General features: G+C 69.4%; 21 protein-coding genes and 1 pseudogene. 8 read left to right on the top strand and 14 right to left on the bottom strand.

Going from position 1 to position 15,460, the window contains the following annotated elements; genetic code table 11:
• Positions 1-45 precede the first annotated feature (45 nt).
• From ACIQIB_RS20935 to ACIQIB_RS20945, 3 genes are all read left to right on the top strand, one after another.
• The gene (locus ACIQIB_RS20935) at positions 46-519 is read left to right on the top strand and encodes a hypothetical protein (protein WP_363604417.1); all 474 of its coding nucleotides are present in this window, start codon (positions 46-48) and stop codon (positions 517-519) included.
• Positions 516-869 (top strand): hypothetical protein, encoded by a 354-nt coding sequence (locus ACIQIB_RS20940; RefSeq protein ID WP_363604416.1) that lies wholly within the window; start codon positions 516-518, stop codon positions 867-869. Before ACIQIB_RS20935 ends, ACIQIB_RS20940 begins: the two co-directional genes overlap by 4 nt.
• Before the next feature lie 75 nt (positions 870-944).
• Complete coding sequence (locus ACIQIB_RS20945; RefSeq protein ID WP_363604414.1) at positions 945-1,115, top strand: hydrophobic protein; 171 nt, start codon at positions 945-947, stop codon at positions 1,113-1,115.
• A 249-nt stretch (positions 1,116-1,364) separates the two neighbouring features.
• On the opposite strand, the gene ACIQIB_RS20950 is transcribed toward ACIQIB_RS20945, so the two are convergent.
• From ACIQIB_RS20950 to ACIQIB_RS20965, 4 genes are all read right to left on the bottom strand, one after another.
• Positions 1,365-1,784, bottom strand: coding sequence for a hypothetical protein (locus ACIQIB_RS20950; protein ID WP_400759620.1), 420 nt, complete (start codon positions 1,782-1,784; stop codon positions 1,365-1,367).
• A 488-nt stretch (positions 1,785-2,272) separates the two neighbouring features.
• Positions 2,273-2,638: a helix-turn-helix domain-containing protein gene (locus ACIQIB_RS20955; protein WP_400759623.1), complete on the bottom strand. Its 366-nt coding sequence runs from the start codon at positions 2,636-2,638 to the stop codon at positions 2,273-2,275.
• Positions 2,635-3,009: a type II toxin-antitoxin system RelE/ParE family toxin gene (locus ACIQIB_RS20960; protein ID WP_400650001.1), complete on the bottom strand. Its 375-nt coding sequence runs from the start codon at positions 3,007-3,009 to the stop codon at positions 2,635-2,637. Before ACIQIB_RS20960 ends, ACIQIB_RS20955 begins: the two co-directional genes overlap by 4 nt.
• A 120-nt stretch (positions 3,010-3,129) precedes the next feature.
• Entirely contained in the window at positions 3,130-4,113 is a 984-nt protein-coding gene (locus ACIQIB_RS20965; RefSeq protein WP_400759625.1) for a DUF4331 family protein, read from the bottom strand.
• Between the two features lie 341 nt (positions 4,114-4,454).
• On the opposite strand from ACIQIB_RS20965, the gene ACIQIB_RS20970 reads away from it, so the two are divergent.
• From ACIQIB_RS20970 to ACIQIB_RS20980, 3 genes are all read left to right on the top strand, one after another.
• The gene (locus tag ACIQIB_RS20970) at positions 4,455-5,642 is read left to right on the top strand and encodes a GDSL-type esterase/lipase family protein (RefSeq protein ID WP_400759627.1); all 1,188 of its coding nucleotides are present in this window, start codon (positions 4,455-4,457) and stop codon (positions 5,640-5,642) included.
• Between the two features lie 66 nt (positions 5,643-5,708).
• On the top strand, positions 5,709-6,176 hold the full coding sequence (locus tag ACIQIB_RS20975) for a GNAT family N-acetyltransferase (RefSeq protein ID WP_400759629.1): 468 nt from the start codon (positions 5,709-5,711) through the stop codon (positions 6,174-6,176).
• A gap of 262 nt (positions 6,177-6,438) precedes the next feature.
• Positions 6,439-7,770: a M64 family metallopeptidase gene (locus tag ACIQIB_RS20980; protein WP_363604403.1), complete on the top strand. Its 1,332-nt coding sequence runs from the start codon at positions 6,439-6,441 to the stop codon at positions 7,768-7,770.
• Between the two features lie 114 nt (positions 7,771-7,884).
• On the opposite strand, the gene ACIQIB_RS20985 is transcribed toward ACIQIB_RS20980, so the two are convergent.
• Positions 7,885-8,367: a hypothetical protein gene (locus ACIQIB_RS20985; protein ID WP_400759631.1), complete on the bottom strand. Its 483-nt coding sequence runs from the start codon at positions 8,365-8,367 to the stop codon at positions 7,885-7,887.
• On the opposite strand from ACIQIB_RS20985, the gene ACIQIB_RS20990 reads away from it, so the two are divergent.
• The gene (locus ACIQIB_RS20990; protein ID WP_400759633.1) at positions 8,366-8,578 is read left to right on the top strand and encodes a hypothetical protein; all 213 of its coding nucleotides are present in this window, start codon (positions 8,366-8,368) and stop codon (positions 8,576-8,578) included. The two genes, ACIQIB_RS20985 and ACIQIB_RS20990, sit on opposite strands and share 2 nt — an antisense overlap.
• A gap of 144 nt (positions 8,579-8,722) precedes the next feature.
• On the opposite strand, the gene ACIQIB_RS20995 is transcribed toward ACIQIB_RS20990, so the two are convergent.
• From ACIQIB_RS20995 to ACIQIB_RS21005, 3 genes are all read right to left on the bottom strand, one after another.
• Entirely contained in the window at positions 8,723-9,367 is a 645-nt protein-coding gene (locus ACIQIB_RS20995) for a dihydrofolate reductase family protein (protein WP_400759668.1), read from the bottom strand.
• Positions 9,368-9,659: 292 nt separating this feature from the next.
• On the bottom strand, positions 9,660-9,914 hold the full coding sequence (locus ACIQIB_RS21000; protein ID WP_400759635.1) for a hypothetical protein: 255 nt from the start codon (positions 9,912-9,914) through the stop codon (positions 9,660-9,662).
• 90 nt (positions 9,915-10,004) lie between these two features.
• Positions 10,005-10,718: a hypothetical protein gene (locus ACIQIB_RS21005; protein ID WP_400759637.1), complete on the bottom strand. Its 714-nt coding sequence runs from the start codon at positions 10,716-10,718 to the stop codon at positions 10,005-10,007.
• 419 nt (positions 10,719-11,137) lie between these two features.
• Here ACIQIB_RS21005 and ACIQIB_RS21010 point away from each other — a divergent pair, with 419 nt between their 5' ends.
• Positions 11,138-11,629 carry a pyridoxamine 5'-phosphate oxidase family protein gene (locus ACIQIB_RS21010; protein WP_400759639.1) on the top strand — a complete coding sequence of 164 codons (492 nt, stop codon included), beginning with the start codon at positions 11,138-11,140 and terminating at the stop codon, positions 11,627-11,629.
• Positions 11,630-11,696: 67 nt separating this feature from the next.
• Here ACIQIB_RS21010 and ACIQIB_RS21015 read toward each other — a convergent pair whose 3' ends face one another.
• From ACIQIB_RS21015 to ACIQIB_RS21040, 6 genes and pseudogenes are all read right to left on the bottom strand, one after another.
• Entirely contained in the window at positions 11,697-11,900 is a 204-nt protein-coding gene (locus tag ACIQIB_RS21015; protein ID WP_400650024.1) for a DUF397 domain-containing protein, read from the bottom strand.
• Positions 11,901-11,936: 36 nt separating this feature from the next.
• Positions 11,937-12,359: a low molecular weight phosphotyrosine protein phosphatase gene (locus ACIQIB_RS21020; protein ID WP_363604389.1), complete on the bottom strand. Its 423-nt coding sequence runs from the start codon at positions 12,357-12,359 to the stop codon at positions 11,937-11,939.
• A complete protein-coding gene (locus tag ACIQIB_RS21025; protein ID WP_400759642.1) occupies positions 12,352-13,749 on the bottom strand; it encodes an ASCH domain-containing protein in 1,398 nt (465 codons plus the stop codon). Before ACIQIB_RS21025 ends, ACIQIB_RS21020 begins: the two co-directional genes overlap by 8 nt.
• A gap of 258 nt (positions 13,750-14,007) precedes the next feature.
• Positions 14,008-14,199: a hypothetical protein gene (locus ACIQIB_RS21030; protein ID WP_400759643.1), complete on the bottom strand. Its 192-nt coding sequence runs from the start codon at positions 14,197-14,199 to the stop codon at positions 14,008-14,010.
• A gap of 96 nt (positions 14,200-14,295) precedes the next feature.
• Positions 14,296-15,144, bottom strand: coding sequence for a helix-turn-helix domain-containing protein (locus ACIQIB_RS21035; RefSeq protein WP_400759645.1), 849 nt, complete (start codon positions 15,142-15,144; stop codon positions 14,296-14,298).
• Positions 15,145-15,171: 27 nt separating this feature from the next.
• A pseudogene (locus ACIQIB_RS21040) lies at positions 15,172-15,378 on the bottom strand (DUF6879 family protein); the annotation flags it as partial.
• Positions 15,379-15,460 lie beyond the last annotated feature (82 nt).

The following is a 15,460-nucleotide window of genomic DNA, read 5'->3' on the forward strand; positions in this document are numbered from 1 at the left end:
CGGTCGCCCACCCCGGCGACCGACATCCGAGCTACTGTGGATGTCATGCCTGCGGCCTACGAGGACGTGCCCTTCAGCGAGCTGCTCCACCATCCCGCCGCGACCACGCGCAGGCTGGACGCCGTCCGCGCGCTACGGCTGCGGCGGCGCGACGCGGGAGACCTCGCCCTGATGCGCGTCGACCAGATGGAGCGGGACGCCTCGGTCGTGGACTTCACCTCGCGCCTGCTGGCCGGGCTGGTGCGGACGGAGAACATCGCCGCCCTCCGCCAGGCACTGCCCGAAGCCCTGCCGTGGAGCACCTTCCTGCCCACCGAGGACATCGACACCCTGCTCTCCGAGCTGGTGGACACGGCGCGCGGCGCGGTGGCCCTGGACAACCTGGCCCCGATCGCGCTCCTGCTCACTCAGTGGCGACACAGCGCCGAGATCTACGCGGACCCCGCCCTGCTCGCCCTCCTCACCCGCGAGCCCGACGGCGACCTCGGGCCGGTCCCCGTGCCCGAGGTCGCCGAGTGAGCCCGAAGCGCGGAGAGCGGGCCGCGCCGCCGCCGATCGGCGGCGAGTACGACCTCCGTTTCGCCAACACCGAGGCCGCCGACGGCTGGGAACACCTGGGCCGCCAGGCAGCGGGCAACCTGCGTCGTGCCTTCGAGAAGATCCGTGCCACTCCCCGCGCCGCCGACAACCCCGACCGTCAGCACCGCCTCAAGGGCAAGCTCGGTACCGGCATCTTCAAGGGCCAGGAACTGGAACGCCGGCAGTACGAGGTCACCGGCGGCGGACGCATCCGGTACCTGCTGGACGACGCCAACCGCACTGCCTGGATCACTTACGCGGGAACTGGCCATCCCAAGGCCACGGACTGATGCTTCTCCAAACCGCGCCCGTCCGCATGATCCGTACCCGAACCGGGAAGGTGCCGGTTCGGAAGGTGATCCGTCATGATTGCTCTGCTGCTCGCTCTTCTCGTCATCGTGCTGATCGCCGGCATCGGGTTCTCGATCCACCTGCTGTGGTGGGTGGCGCTCGCCGGCCTGGTGGTGTGGTTCCTCGGCTTCTTCGTCCACGGCGCCTCCGGCCGCGGTGGCAACGCTCGCTGGTATCGCTGGTGACCGCCTGTCGTTGCCGATGACCCGGAGTGCGAACCCACCTGGCCGCCGCGCCGACCGGCCGGGAAGCAGCGCGCGCCCCGTGCCGGACGTCCGGCACGGGGCGCGAGGTGAGCGGCCTACGGGGCGGGGTTCCCCGGCCGTCAGGCCTGTTCCCGGCCGTCGGCTCCCTCCTCGGCGGAGGGCCCTTCGCGGGGTGCCGTCCTGTGCGGGGGCTTGTGGTGCTCGCCGACGACGATGGCCCTGGCGGGCTCACTGACGACCTGGTGACCCTGCGGGTCGGTTCCCCGTCGCCACCGCCACATCGGTGACGGCGCAGCCCTTGCCATCGCCGCCGCCCTTGGTGTTCTTGCACGCTTCGGCGTCGGCCTTGGTGATCGTGTTCGTGCCGTGGCAGGTGGTGCCGGACCCGGGCGCCAGCGTGGTCGCGTCACAGGTGACGCTGGTGACGCGGTCGTCGTTGACCAGCACGCCGTGCAGCTCGGTGCTGCCGGTGTTGGTGACGGTGCAGGAGTACCGCACCGTCTTCCCGACCGTGTACGGACCGGGCGTGACGACGCGCTTCTTCAGCGTGATCGAGCCCGTGACCTCGAAGTTCAGGCAGACCGTCTCGTGGTCGATCGTGGCGCAGATCAACTCGGGCCGGGGCTGCCCGGCCGGCCCGGTTCCCAAAAGCCTCCGCCGAGCCTGCGGATCACGCCTGGCTCGCAGGACGTGCCAGGACGCGAGTACTGGCTCCCTTCGAAAAGGTGCCGAAGCCAATTTCGGAGGGCACATTATGACGTGGCAATATCCAGCCCCGGAGCCGCCCGCCTGTTCCTGGCACACGGCCAGGCCGCGGAGTTCGGTTACACCTTCAACGGCGTCTACAACGGTCCGCAGTTTGCCACGGCGGTACTGGACAGCAGTAGCGGCGGCGGTGGAGATCCTCGCACCCTCGTCATCCAATGGCGGGGCACCGAGACCCCCCGTCTCTCGGCAATTTCTACGTCGCTCGCGACGGTGACCAGCCAAGGCTGGCCAGACGGTCCCCACAGGGGTGAGGCCCCGGATCGCCCCCCGGCCACCCGCCCCGCACCCTGCCCAGACGTGGCTGGTGGCCGAGCGCCCATGCCCCGGGAGGCAGGTGGACATCGCACCGCAGCCTCCCGGCCCGGACCTCAAGCCGCTGAGCGCCCACCCGGCGACGCTTCGCCGGACGAACTCCGGTGGTGTGCGGAAAAGGCGAAGGCCGAGGTGTCGCCGTCCAGATCGATGGTCAGGGAGGCATCCAGGGCTTTGGCGAGACGGGTCAGCAACGGCAGAGTCGGCACGGAGTCGCCGCCCTCGATGTTCGAGATCTGCGGCTGGGTCATGCCCGCTCGCCGCGCCAGTTCGGTCTGCGACAGGCCGAGTTCCGCCCGCCGGTCATACACGGCCTGACCCAGCGCGAACGCGTACCCGGCTTCCACGTAGGCCGAGGACTCCTCGACCGACTCCCCCAGGAGCATCCTGGTCCGACGGGTCTTCCACTGGGAGTGGTTCACGGACTCTCCTCCTTGCTCCGGTCATAGCCGTGCTCCGCAGGACCGTGGTCCGCCTCGCACACCTTCTGCGCCTGCCGGGCGCGTTCGACCTCGACCGCCTCACGCTGCCGCGTCTTTCGGAACACCGTCAACAATACGATGCGCCGGTCAGGGGCAAGCCAGTAGGTGATCCGCACGGCAGTACCGTCCATGGTGAATCGCAGCTCACGCACCTTGCCACCGAGATGGCGGGAGTATGGCTCCGCCAATGTGGTCGGCTGGGCCGCAAGCATGTCGGCCGCCCGCTCAGCCTTGTCGTACTGGGTGTCCGGGAGGAGTTCCAGCCACTGCCGAACTTCCGGCTCGATCTCGATCTGCCATGGACCGCTCACGCTCACAACTATACAGAAATCTATATACCCCGCAGCTGGATCGCTCCATCCGCCCAGGGCTTCGCCAGGAGGATACGCCCCGGGCGGGGCTGCCCGGGGTGAACGGGCAGCCCCCGGGGGTCACTTGACCGGGTGCGGGTGGCCGAGGTGGGGGAAGGTGGGGAGCAGGTCGGCGTGCGGGGGGATGTGGTCACTGGTGACCTTGCCGCCGGAGACCATGGTGAGGCGGGCGGACGTCACGTCGTCGCTGAGCGTGCGGCCGTTGGGGTAGCCGGCCGGGCGGGAGCGGTCGTAGCGGAGGATGTCGGGCAGGACGAGCTTCAGCGTCTCGGTGGCCGCCTGGGTGGTGTAGTCGCCGGCGTGCTGGAGCACGGCCGTCCACGCCTCGCGGTACTTCTCCCAGTCGTCGGCCGGTTCGCCCGCGTTGTAGGCGTCCTTGACCTCCTCGGCGTTGAAGTACGCGGTGAGGGACGGGTGGGCGCCCCGGTCCACCGACAGCAACTGGCCGTCCACGTGGAGGCCGACCCGCGCCCAGACGCCGATCGTCGGGTCCGGGCCGAGGTCCGCGTCGGGCACTTCGAGCGCGAGGCCGAAGATGTTGGCGTCCTCCATCGCGTCCCTGCCGGTCCACTGGAAGTTGTTGACGATGCCCTCCAGGTCGGCGAAGAACGGGTCGCTCCGCAGGCCGGCGGAGAGCCGGTAGCCGCCCGCCTCCGCGATGTCGGGTGCGTCGCCGAAGGCGACCGGGACGTCCGCGAAGAGCTTCTCCCCGCCCGCCTCGTGCTTCTGCGCGGCGCCGCCGGTCGCGCGGTACACGGTGACGGTCTGACCTCCGGTGCCTGCGCCCGGGGCGGGGTCAGGGGCGGAGAAGACGAAGGAGTAGGCGACGTCGGCGCGGTTGTCGCCGTCGTTGTCGATGTTGATCCGGTACACCGCGTCGGGGTGGAACTCGGCGGCCCGGGTGGGCGCGTACGGGTTCACGTTCATGATCAGAACGGTGCGCCCGGAGGCGTCGGAGGCCGGGAAGGCGAAGAGGTCGGTGAGGTCGAGCCGGGCGTCGCCCCGGGGGGAGCGAAGGCTGGGACCGCTGAGGTGGTGGGACATGGCGCTGGGCTACCTCGTCTCTGCGCAACCCCCCTGGCTTGTCCGCACCGTCGTACCAGCGCGAGCGGTACCGGCCGGGGAGGACACCCGCACAGAACCCGCCCGTCCGCCCCTTTGGCGGACGGGCCCGGATCCGCGGCCGGTCATGGTGGTCCACGGCCCCGAGTGCCCCGACACCCAGGACACCTGGACCCGGGTCCTGGACGCGCCCGACGCCCCGCTGCGGAACCGGCCCACGCCCTGGCCGCGCGCGCCCTGACCACGCGCACCGGCACCTCGGAGCCGCCGAGGACGCAGAACCCTCCGGACCTTCCGAATACTCCGATCAATAGGCTGAGATCATGCACACCACCGAGCACGACTGGATCACCACGCCCGTCACCACGGACCTCCTGCGTGGCGCGCTCGACCTGGAGCGCACCGCGCACGGGGTGCTGCCGCACCGGCTCCCCGCCCGGGCCCGCGCCCAGTACACCGACGGGCAGCTCGCCATGGCGGAATCCCAGCCCTCCGGCGTGCGGCTGGTCTTCCGGACCAGGGCCACCGCCGTCGAGCTGGACACGCTGCCCACCAAGCGGGTCTACGTGGGCGCCCCGCCCCGGCCGGACGGCGTGTACGACCTGCTCGTCGACGGCCGCCCGGCCGGCCAGTCCACCGTGACCGGCGGCAACACCCTCACCATCGACATGACCGCCCGCACCGCCACGACCGAGCCCGGCCCGCCCGGCACCGTCCGCTTCACCGGCCTGGCCGACCGCGTCAAGGACGTCGAGATCTGGCTGCCGCACAACGAGACCGCCGAACTCATCGCCCTGCGCACCGACGCCCCCGTCGAGCCCGTGCCGGACCGGGGTCGCAAGGTCTGGCTGCACCACGGCAGTTCGATCAGTCAGGGCTCCGACGCCGCGAGTCCCACCGCGATCTGGCCCGCCGTCGCCGCCTCCCTCGGCGGTGTGGAGCTGATCAACCTGGGCCTGAGCGGCAACGCCCTGCTCGACCCGTTCACCGCCCGCGCCCTGCGGGACACCCCCGCCGACCTGATCAGCGTCAAGATCGGCATCAACCTGGTCAACACCGACCTGATGCGCCTGCGCGCCTTCACCCCCGCCGTGCACGGCTTCCTCGACACCGTCCGCGAAGGCCACCCCACCGCACCGCTGCTGGTCGCCTCGCCCATCCTGTGCCCCATCCACGAGGACACGCCCGGCCCCAGCGCCCCGGACTTCAGCGGCATGAGCACCGGACAGATACGGTTCCGGGCGGCCGGCGATCCGGCGGAGCGCGCGAACGGGAAGCTGGCCCTGGGCGTCATCCGGGACGAACTGGCCCGGATCGTGGCGCAGCGGGCGGCCGAGGACCCGAACCTGCACTACCTCGACGGCCGCGAGCTGTACGGCCAGGCCGACTTCGCCGAACTGCCGCTGCCCGACCAGCTCCACCCGGACACCGCCACCCACCGCCGCATCGGCGAACGCTTCGCCGGGCTGGCCTTCACCGCCGGCGGCCCCTTCGCCGAGCGGCGCGGCTGACACCGGGGTTCGGCGGCCCGGGGGGCGAGGTGAGGCCCGCGACGGGTGGTGTGGGAGGCTGACCCCGTGCCCACCCTCCGCCACCTGCACGCCGACCGCCTCCCCGGCTGGCTCGACCGCAGCCGAACCGCGTACGCCGAAGACCTCGTGGCCGCAGGGCACACCCCCGAGGACGCCCACCGGCTGGCGGAGGAGGGCATGGCCCGTTCCTTCCCGTCCGGGGCACCGACGCCGGGTCACGCGGTGTTCGACGTGCTCGACGACGCCGGTGCGGCCGTCGGCCACCTCTGGATCGGGCCGGACACCAGCGACGACGCGGGCGCCTGGTGGGTGTGGGACATCGCGATCGACGCCGACCACCGCGGCCGGGGCCTCGGCCGGGCGGCCATGCTCCTCGGCGAGGAGTACGCCCGGGCCCAGGGCGCGCGCACCCTCGGCCTGAACGTCTTCGGGTTCAACACGGGCGCGCGCGGCCTGTACGAGTCGCTCGGCTACGAGACGACCTCGGTCAAGATGCGCAAGACGCTCGGCTGACGGCACTCCCGGCGGCAGCGACCTCCCTGAGGCGCTGCCACTGTCGAGCACAGGGTGAACCGACCGAGCGGATCCGCCCGTATCCACCAGTGAGGTGGTGGGCGCGCCATGACCGTCAGTTGGCCGACGCTCCGTCATTTCGGTGTTGTCAGGTGCAAGGCATGTCCCGTACCGGCCCCCCCCGGGATGCCGGGTCGGCCGACCGCACGGTCACGCCCGCTCGTCACCGCTCGACGCTGCCAACCGATTCGGAGAAACTCCCTTGCGCAACAGCAGGTTCACCTCGGTCCTCCTGGCCGGCGCCACGACGCTGGCGTCCCTCGGCGCCGGCATCGCCATCGGCGTCGGCCCCGCGGTCGCCGCTCCGGCCGCCCCGATCGGCATCACCGCGCCCCTGGAGGATCCCGAGGTCGAGGTCTTCGCCGAGGACGGCGCCATCAGCCGGACCAGGGTCCCTGCGGCCTCCCCGTTCGTCGGCGCCCAGTCCATGGCCGCGGCCGCCGCGGGCGACGGCACCGTCACCTCGATCGTCAACAACGGGAGCACGGACACCAAACTGGACGTGGTCGTGATCGGCGACGGCTACACGGCGGCGGAGCAGGGCAAGTTCCGCACCGACGCCGCCGCGAAGTGGAAGGACATCAGCGCCGTCGAGCCCTACGCGAGCTACCGCAAACTGTTCAACGTGTGGGCCGTGAACGCCGTTTCCGCGCAGTCGGGCGTCTCCGGCGACCCGAAGCAGAGCACCGTCCGCAAGACCGCGCTCGGCTCGAACTTCTGGTGCAGCAACATCGAGCGGCTGCTCTGCGTGGACGTCAAGGCCGTCGAGGGCTACGCCGCCAAGGCCCCGCAGGCCGACCTCGTCATCGTCGTCGCCAACACCGCCAAGTACGGCGGCGCCGGCTACAGCGGCATCCAGTCCCCGCTCGGCTACGAGGGCATCGCCACCGTAGCGGGGGGCAACAGCGCGTCCGGCCAGATAGCGGTGCACGAGACCGGCCACTCCCTGGGCAAGCTCGCGGACGAGTACGTCGCCGAGGGCCAGGGCCCCTACAAGGGCGCGGAACCCGCCCAGGCCAACATCACCACCCTGACCGCCGACCGGATGCGCCACGACCAGGCCAAGTGGTACCGCTGGCTCGGCCGCACCTCACCCGACGGCGGCACCGTCGGCGCCTACGCGGGCGCCAGTAACTACCCGTCCGGCCTCTACCGGCCGACCGACAACTCCGTCATGCGGTCGCTCGGACGCGAGTTCAACCTCCCCGGCCGCGAGGCGATGATCGCCGGCTTCTACCGCCACGCCTCCACCCTCTCCAGCGCCACGCCCACCACCACCCGGCTGACCGCGACCGACCGCCTCACCGTCGACCTCCCCGTCTCCGGCACCCGCCTGCGCTGGTACCTCGACGGCAAGGAGGTGACGGCCCTGCGCGACCGCAGGACGATCGCCATGTCCGACCTCGGCAAGGCCGGCTCCAAGCCCACCACGCACAAGCTCAGCGCCGTCGCGACCGACCCCACCCCGTCCGTCATCGACCCGGCCCTGACCCCCGCGCTCACCCGCAGCCTGGTCTGGAACGTCACCCGCTGACCGCAGCCGCCCGGCACACCCGGCTCCCGTCACGCCGTCCACCAGGGCGCGGCGGGAGCCGGTCGGGCCGCGTCCGGCTCCCGCACCGCGCCGCCAAGTCCCGGAAGACGCCCATCAGTCCGCGCCGATGACCGCGAACCCGGTCTCGCCCTGCTCGAACGCGGCGAACAGCTCCGGCAGCGTCGCCCGGCCGGCATGCTCGACGAGCAGGACACCCTGCTCGGGGGCGGCGAGGAAGTCCGTCTCGATCTCCCGGCGCAGCAGAGTGACCCGGCCGTCGACGAGGTCGTCACGCCGCAGACCGGCCACGGCCTCCCGGAAGGCGTCGTCGCCCCCCGCCAGCTGCTGGTCGATCGACTCGGGCCAGGCCAGCACGCGGACGGCGAGCCGGTCGCCGGTCCGCTCGTACCGGGCCCAGAGGTCGTCCGGGAGAAGGTAGAAGACGCCCTCCTCGCCCTCGTGCCCCCGGTCGGTCAGGGCGGAGATCACGAGTTGACCGGGGTCGTCGGTCTGGAGGTCGATCCCGATCAGGACACCGCGCTCGTCCGGCCCGAACGGGGGGACTGCGGTGATCCACATCTGCGCGGCGTCGCTCATGTCCGCCATCCAAGCAGATGGCACCAACGCCCCCGGCGACGTCCTCTTCGAGGGCAACGGCGAGGACCTGCGGATCCGCCGGATCCGCCGGATCCGCCAAATCGAACGGGTCGCCGGCCGCCGCTTGCGACGACGTGGGCACGATGCTGGCCGGCGCGGCGAACACGCACACCCCGGCCAGCAGCGCCATCGACAGCGCTCCGACGAGTAGGCGTCGGGTGCGTCCCCGTGCGGGCTGCGTGGGACAGGTCGGTTCTCGCCGGTGATTTGACATCCTCCCCGCGCTGAAGCACGGAGAGGATGTCAATGAGATGCCGACATCCACCGCGCCGGCATCCCGAGTGGGCCCTCGCGGTCACCTCCGCCAGAACAGGTGGTGCGTAACGCCGCTCGGGCTGGGCACGACCTCCAGGTGGAACCGGTCGAGCAGCTCATCGGGGGACTCCCAGAGTCGCAGCCCGGACCCGAGCTTCACCGGCGAGACCGCCACATGCATGGTGTCGACGAGGTCGGCATCAAGGAACTGCCGGATGGCAGTAACCCCGCCACCGAGTCGGACGTCCTTGCCCTCCGCCGCTTCCCGCGCCCGTTCGAGGACCGTGGCCGGGTCGCCGTCGACGAAGTGGAACGTGGTGTCGGAGAGCGTGAACGACGGACGCCTGTGGTGAGTCATGACGAACACCGGAGTGCGGAACGGGGGCTCGTCACCCCACCAGCCACGCCACTCGTGGTCCTGCCAGGGCCCGCGCTGGGGCCCGAACTTGTTGCGGCCCATGATCTCGGCACCGATGTTGCGTGCGAAGTCTCGCGTGAAGTAGTCGTCGAGGCCCCGGCTCCCCCCGGGATCCGTGCGCATCGGCCAGCTCGCCGTGGCTCCGGCCCAGGCGAACAGCTTCTCGGGGTGGTCATAGCCGAACGGTCTGTCGAGACTCTGGTGCTCACCGGCACCGATTCCGTCACTCGAGACGTTGAAGTTCATGACTCTGAGCAGTTGATTCACGTGTTTCCTCGTCAGGTCTTGTCGCGTCATCGTGTGGCGAGGCACCACACATCATGATGTCGAACCTGACGGGGCCGGATTGACAACGGCCCGTAACTTTTTTCAAGGCGCGTCGGGAGGCCACGCCGTACATGGAGCTGCAGATGCGCCATCTCGACGGCCATCCGCGCCACCGCACCTCGACGTCGGTCATCCGTCCCCCCATGGTGGTGCCGTGGGACCAGGCGCACCCGCCCACCTGATCTACAGTCGCCCTTTGCTCCAGCTGGTGGAATCGCCGAGGGCAAACGACCTAGGCCTTCGCCCGAGCGATCGCCTGCACGGCGATCTCGCGCATCCGGTCGAAGGCCTCCTGCGGATCGTCGTAGTAGCGCCAGGGGCCGGCCACCTCGCGACCCATCACCTGGAACAGCTCCAGCGCCTGCGCCACCCGGGCGTTCATGACCAGCGCCCAGGCGGCCCAGCCCCGGGCGGCCTGAAGCTGCGGATGCGCCGGATCGGCCTGCGCTGGCCGCCCTCGTTGTCGCTGTGACTGCTCTTGAACCACACCAGGTCTGTGCTCATGGCTCCCCCGTCCCGGGACAGCACGGCCCATTGACGGTACGTCAGTGACCTGCCGCTGCCCAGTAGTGCTTCATTACATGTGGGCGCTGATCTCGCCGCCGGCGGTGAGCACGATGTAGACGCCGTTGGCGACGCCTCCGACGTCCTGCTGGTTCGACTCCAGCGTGCCGTTCACGGCGTTGTCGTAGCCGAGGATCTGCGCGCGGTACCGGAGTTCGCCGATCTTCGTGACCTTGGCCGTCCAACCGCCCGCGAGCTTGAACGTGCCCGGTCCCTGGTGCCCGCCGCCCATCCAGGAGTGGACCTGGCCGTCCAGCGAGAGCACGACGAACATGTCGTTGGCGTCCAGTCCGGCGTCGGAGTCGGTCGTCTCCAGCGTGGCGAGGACATCACCGTTGTGGACGATCCTGGCGACGTAGTGCTGGGCCCCGATCTCCTGGACCTCGGCCGTGCTGCCGTCCACCAGGGGCTGGGTGTGGACCGGGGGCTTCGCCTTGGCCGTGGTGGCCGGCGCGGTGGCCCGGGGCGAGGCCGGCGAAGCGGGCGGGGCAGCCGGTGCGGTGGTGCTGTGCGTACCGGTCGCGGTGGCCGGAGCGACGGTGCCCTGCGCGGCAGGCGTGACGGGCGCAGGCGTGACGGGCGCGGCAGGCGTGGTTGCCGCGGTAGTGCCGTGCGCGTCGGACGCGGAGCTGCAGGCTGTCGCGGCCGGGACGATCAGAGCGGCTGCCAGGACGGTGCCGGCCAGCGTGCGAACGGTGGCCGCGCGGCGGGTCGTCAAGGGGGACATGCGGGTTCTCCTGAGCGCAGTACGGGGTGAGGGCGCGCACACTGCCAACCTCTTTCGTGCGGGAACCGCGAGGCAATGCGGCGGCTTGCACGACCGAACCTAGTGCGAGCAATCGACGGAATAGAGCATTCCGTGTCACCGGACTGCAACGCCCTGGGCAGCCCGGTGCCGATCACGGCGGAAGCACAATCGACCAGCTGAGGGACCGGCAGCCGGACGAGCCGGGCGGCATAGCTTGACAGGCCGACACCCGAGCCGGCGATCACCGGGGCGACGCGTCATGTGACCGGGCACTTCCGCTGTCCACGCCGAACACCCCGTTGGCCGCCCCGGGGCGAGGGCTGAGTGGTTCGTCGGCCGCTGGACGTAGGTCGCGCGCCTCATGCGCACCTGAAACCCGGTGGCTAGGATCGCCGATCATGACCACGGCAAGCATTCAGCGCCAGACGGCGGAGCGGGTACGCGACACTCTGGAACGGCTCATCGCCGAGCGGGACGTATGGGTGTCGACGGCCCACCCTGAGCATGGGCCGCACCAGGTACCCCTGTGGTTCCTGTGGGACGGGCGAGCAGCGTGGATGTGCACCAGCGGCACTTCAGTGACTGCGCGCAACGTCCGCGAAGAACCGCGCGTACGACTGGCACTGCCGGACACCTTCGATGTGGTGCTCCTCCAGGGTGAGGCGGAGGGCTTCTCGGCCCAGGATGTGCCCGCAGATGCAGCCCAGGCGTTCGCCGACAAGTTCGGGTGGGACCCACGCGCGGAGGAAGGGTCGTACCTGTATGTGCGCGTGGTGCCGAAGACGGTGCGTGCTTGGCGAGGCGAGCAGGAACTACCCGGACGAGTCATCATGCGCGACGGAACCTGGCTGGAACAGGGGCCCCTTGCCAACGCGCCCCTCAAACGCTGAGTCCTAGTCACAACAGGGCAAACGTTGTCCGATGCGGCACTGGCGACGGGCCACTGAGGGAAGCCGCTCAGACTTCGACGGCGGCGGCGAACTCGACGAATGCCCGCCAGGCCGCCGGGGCGAACGCCGGCTGCGGACCGCTTCTGTCCTTGAAATCACGCACATGGACGGTGCCGGGCACCTCGGTGGCTTCGTTGATCTCCAGGAACAGCGTCTGCCGAGGGGTTCGGAGACAGCTGGTGGACGTGATGGTGCCCCGGCCATCCGCCACGGGGGAACGACGGACGCCGGGGCGGCCACGGGCGGCCTATGCCGCGTAGAACAGTGTTGCGGCTTCCTGGATCTCCACGATGGCTTCGGCGAAGCTCTCGGGGCCACCGCCCCACGGGTCGGCGATGCCCGACGCCAGGATCCTCACCGGCCGGTCCGGACCGGCGAGCACTTCGACGGCAAGGGCGGTCTCGTCGTCCATGGCGATCAGGTCGTCAGCCCACTTGAGAAGCTCCGCGTCGAGCGCGGCGCCTCGGTGCTCGGTCAGGTCGTAGCCGAACGCGGCGGCGGCCTCGATCATCAGCGGGTGCGCGGGCTTGCCCACGTGCCAGTTGCGGATGCCCGCCGACCGCACGTCAAGTGCCCCTCCGGATCGCTCGGCGATGATCAGGGCTGCGATCGGGGAACGACAGTGGTTTCCCTTACAAACGACCAGCACCTTCCGCCTGTCACTACGCATCGGGATTCACCCTCTCGATCTCGAACGTGATGACTCCGAGGGCTTCCTTGGCCGCTGGGAAGATCGCCTGAATCGCTCGCAGCTGCTCGGCCTCGGTCGCGCGCGGGTTGACCGCCTTCACGTCCTCGGTCCCGAACATCTCCTTGAACGTCCGGTAAGTCCCGACCCGGGTCACCCGGGTCAGGCACTGCTCTTCCCGGCAGGTGAAGTTGAGCAGGTCGCCGGCCTTGATCCGCTTCATGGAGTCGTAGGCGACGCGGACCTCAACGGTCTTCTCGCCACTGGCGATCAGGTCGAAGTACTGCTTGTAGATCTGGATGTTGCGGGGACGGCCATGCGCCTGAGACTGGGACTGGGCAGGCTGGCGGGTGGTCATGAGGGCTTCCAATGCGGTCGTGGTGTAGGACCGGTAGAAGTGCCTCGGGTTGCTCAGCATCAGCTCGCCGAGTCCCGAGAGCGCGTTCACGTAGTCCGCGTGGGTGCCGGGCCAGTCGGAGGGGTCGAGCAGCCACCTGGAGGGGACGCCTTCCACCACGAGTCCGGCGTCGGCAGCTTCACGAAGGAGGCTCTTCGAGAGCTTCCCTCCGTCGCTGCCGAGGATCTGAGGGGCGAAGATGCGAAGGGGCAGCGGGCCGGAGGCCTCGCCGATGGCGGCGTGCGCTCCGTCCACCAGCTGGCAACCGGGCGCCCAGTCGCCGCCCTTCACCATGACGTGAAGCGCGCCGTCATCGGACCGGTAAGACCGTTCCTTGACCACGTTGCGGTACAGGGTGGCCAGGTCGATGTAGCCGCCACCGAGCGGCGTGATGTCGGCCTCGTACCGACCGTGGTCGAAGCACACCGCCTCGAACAAGGCTCCGCTGTCGTCCAGTTCCAGCCGTCGGGTACGGTCGGCGTACTTCTCCGCCCAGCCGCAGACCGGGCAGGGCAGGCGGATGTGCGCGGTGCCGCTGGCGGGAGAGAGCCAGTATCGGATCTCGTCCAGGTGCTCAAGGGTGCGGATGAACTCGGCGCGGAACTCGGGGCTGACCTGCTGCTCAGTGTAGGTGCTGACGGTGTACTCGATCCCGGTGTGTCGGGTCATCGCGTCGATCAGCTGGGCGTAGTGCTCGGTGACCAGGGCGCGGATGCCGCGGTTGGTGAGCAGATGGTGATATGTCAGTTGGTACTTCCGGCCGACGTGGCTGACGGTCTTGGCCGGGGCGTTGTCGAGTGCGGTGAAGTCCACGGTCGCGTCGATGCCGAACTCGTCTCGGGCGTGCTCGGCGAGCAGGAACGCCAGGCTCTGGACCAGGTGAGTCCCGATGTGGGGGCGGCCGTTGATCTGGGTGCCGACGGTGAAAACGATTCGGTCGGCAGCAGGCCTCCCTGATGCGGGGGCGCAGTACATCCAACGTATCGTCAATAGCATTTGACAGCACGATGTTTGGCGACCTGAGGAGGTGGGCTGTGTTCACTTGATGCCCTCCGCTCTGTGCACGAGTCACCTGTGGGCGACTCAGTGATGGTGCCGGTTGCGCCTGCCCTCAGTGAGCAAGGCGTTGACCCTCTGGGCGTCAGTGCTGTCAGGCTCGAACGGGCCGGGGTCGGTGGGCGACTCCCGGGCGGCTTCGTCAGCCTCGGCGTGGTTCGCGGCCGTGCTCATCGGCTACACCGACGGTGGAACACGGCCCGGGCAGTTGGAGCTGTTGCAGGTGCACGGCGGCCAGCCGACGGGGCGCTTCGCCACAACGCGGTTGAACCAGCCAGGGTCGTAGTCGAGCAACGGGTTCCCTACCGCCCTCCTGCCGTTGGCGCGCAGCAGAGGCCGCATCTCCTTGTAGGACAGAACCTCGGACATATCCCTCCTCCTTCGCCGAGCTGGCGGGGGTGTGGGACAAGACCGTAGGGAACGGCACACAGGCAGTGCGAGTTTCTTGCGCCGTCTTGCATGAGGTCACTCGAAAGAGTGGATGGCCTGCTGGATCAGGTCTCTAGCCTGAGGCCCGTAGACAGCCATTCCGGCAAGAATCTTGAAAGCCTTCTCGTAGATTGCGATCTCCCCAGGAGTCGTGATGTTGACGAGAGCTGATAGGAGTTCAGCCGTCACCTGGCGATCGTCGTACATGTAGAAGGCTTCGAGGGGCCACATCTCGCGGGGCGCGCCGGCGGGGATGATTCCGAGGCTGACGCGGGGGAGCCTCATGATCTCCAGCAGGAACATCAGTTGCTCGCGCATGGCTTGGGCGCCCCCGAAGGGGTAGCGCAGCACGGTCTCTTCGAGGACCATCGCGAACTGATGGTTTGCCCGCCGGAACAGGTTCGACCTGGCGACCCGAGACTCAACGGCGGCGCCGACATCGTCCGGCGTCCCTTGGAACCGGGTGATGGCCGCCATCAGGCTTGTAGCGTAGCCGCTTCGTTGCGCGAGCCCCGGGACCACATTGGAGCAGTAGACACGGGTCAGTCGTGTCCGCTCCAGCTCTTCCATCTCGCTGTCCTGGGCGTACTTCATCCCGTCTCGGTGGACCTTGCGCCACTCGACGTACATCTCGTCGGCCTGGCGATTGGCTGCGATGATGTCTGCGGCCTGGTCCTCCGCGCCACAGGCCATACACCACCGGAGAACGTCGTCATCGGACGGTGGGGTCTTCGCGTGGGCGATTCGTGAGACCTTGGACTCACTCCAGCCACACCGGGCGGCCAACTCACTGCCCTTGAGTCGAGCTTCGCCTTTGAGGGTTCGGAGCTTTCTAGCGACTGCTTCGCGAGCTGCTTGAGCAGACGAAGACGGCGACAGAGACATGAGCCGGCTATCCGGTGTCGCCGTAGATCAGACCTTGTACTTCTCGTGAGGGACGCCGCGTTCCCAAACGGTCTCGAACGCGGCCACACAGAGCTTTACGACTGCTGGTTCGGTCCGCAGTTCAAGGCCGGGCATCGCCCAATCGCCTGTACCGGTGAAGTGGTTGAACAGGACCTTGTCACCGTCGAAGATCCAGAGGTCATTGCCCGGCAGGGCGATGTCTGAGTAGGGTCGGGGACTGGCGCGGTGGGCGATGCTCCGTTTCCAGTCCCCGCCGCTTCAAACCGTGCATGCAGTTCTCCCGCACACGGCTTTC

This window comes from Kitasatospora sp. NPDC092286 (genome assembly GCF_044755565.1).
Taxonomy (GTDB): domain Bacteria; phylum Actinomycetota; class Actinomycetes; order Streptomycetales; family Streptomycetaceae; genus Kitasatospora.

Bases quoted from the DNA above. Each gene is read 5' to 3' on its own strand.
- ACIQIB_RS20935 (WP_363604417.1), top strand. From the start codon at position 46: ATGCCTGCGGCCTACGAGGACGTGCCCTTCAGCGAGCTGCTCCACCAT.
- ACIQIB_RS20945 (WP_363604414.1), top strand. From the start codon at position 945: ATGATTGCTCTGCTGCTCGCTCTTCTCGTCATCGTGCTGATCGCCGGC.
- ACIQIB_RS20965 (WP_400759625.1), bottom strand. From the start codon at position 4,113: ATGTCCCACCACCTCAGCGGTCCCAGCCTTCGCTCCCCCCGGGGCGAC.
- ACIQIB_RS20970 (WP_400759627.1), top strand. From the start codon at position 4,455: ATGCACACCACCGAGCACGACTGGATCACCACGCCCGTCACCACGGAC.
- ACIQIB_RS20990 (WP_400759633.1), top strand. From the start codon at position 8,366: ATGTCCGCCATCCAAGCAGATGGCACCAACGCCCCCGGCGACGTCCTC.
- ACIQIB_RS20985 (WP_400759631.1), bottom strand. From the start codon at position 8,367: ATGAGCGACGCCGCGCAGATGTGGATCACCGCAGTCCCCCCGTTCGGG.
- ACIQIB_RS21005 (WP_400759637.1), bottom strand. From the start codon at position 10,718: ATGTCCCCCTTGACGACCCGCCGCGCGGCCACCGTTCGCACGCTGGCC.
- ACIQIB_RS21010 (WP_400759639.1), top strand. From the start codon at position 11,138: ATGACCACGGCAAGCATTCAGCGCCAGACGGCGGAGCGGGTACGCGAC.
- ACIQIB_RS21020 (WP_363604389.1), bottom strand. From the start codon at position 12,359: ATGCGTAGTGACAGGCGGAAGGTGCTGGTCGTTTGTAAGGGAAACCAC.
- ACIQIB_RS21025 (WP_400759642.1), bottom strand. From the start codon at position 13,749: ATGTACTGCGCCCCCGCATCAGGGAGGCCTGCTGCCGACCGAATCGTT.
- ACIQIB_RS21030 (WP_400759643.1), bottom strand. From the start codon at position 14,199: ATGTCCGAGGTTCTGTCCTACAAGGAGATGCGGCCTCTGCTGCGCGCC.
- ACIQIB_RS21035 (WP_400759645.1), bottom strand. From the start codon at position 15,144: ATGTCTCTGTCGCCGTCTTCGTCTGCTCAAGCAGCTCGCGAAGCAGTC.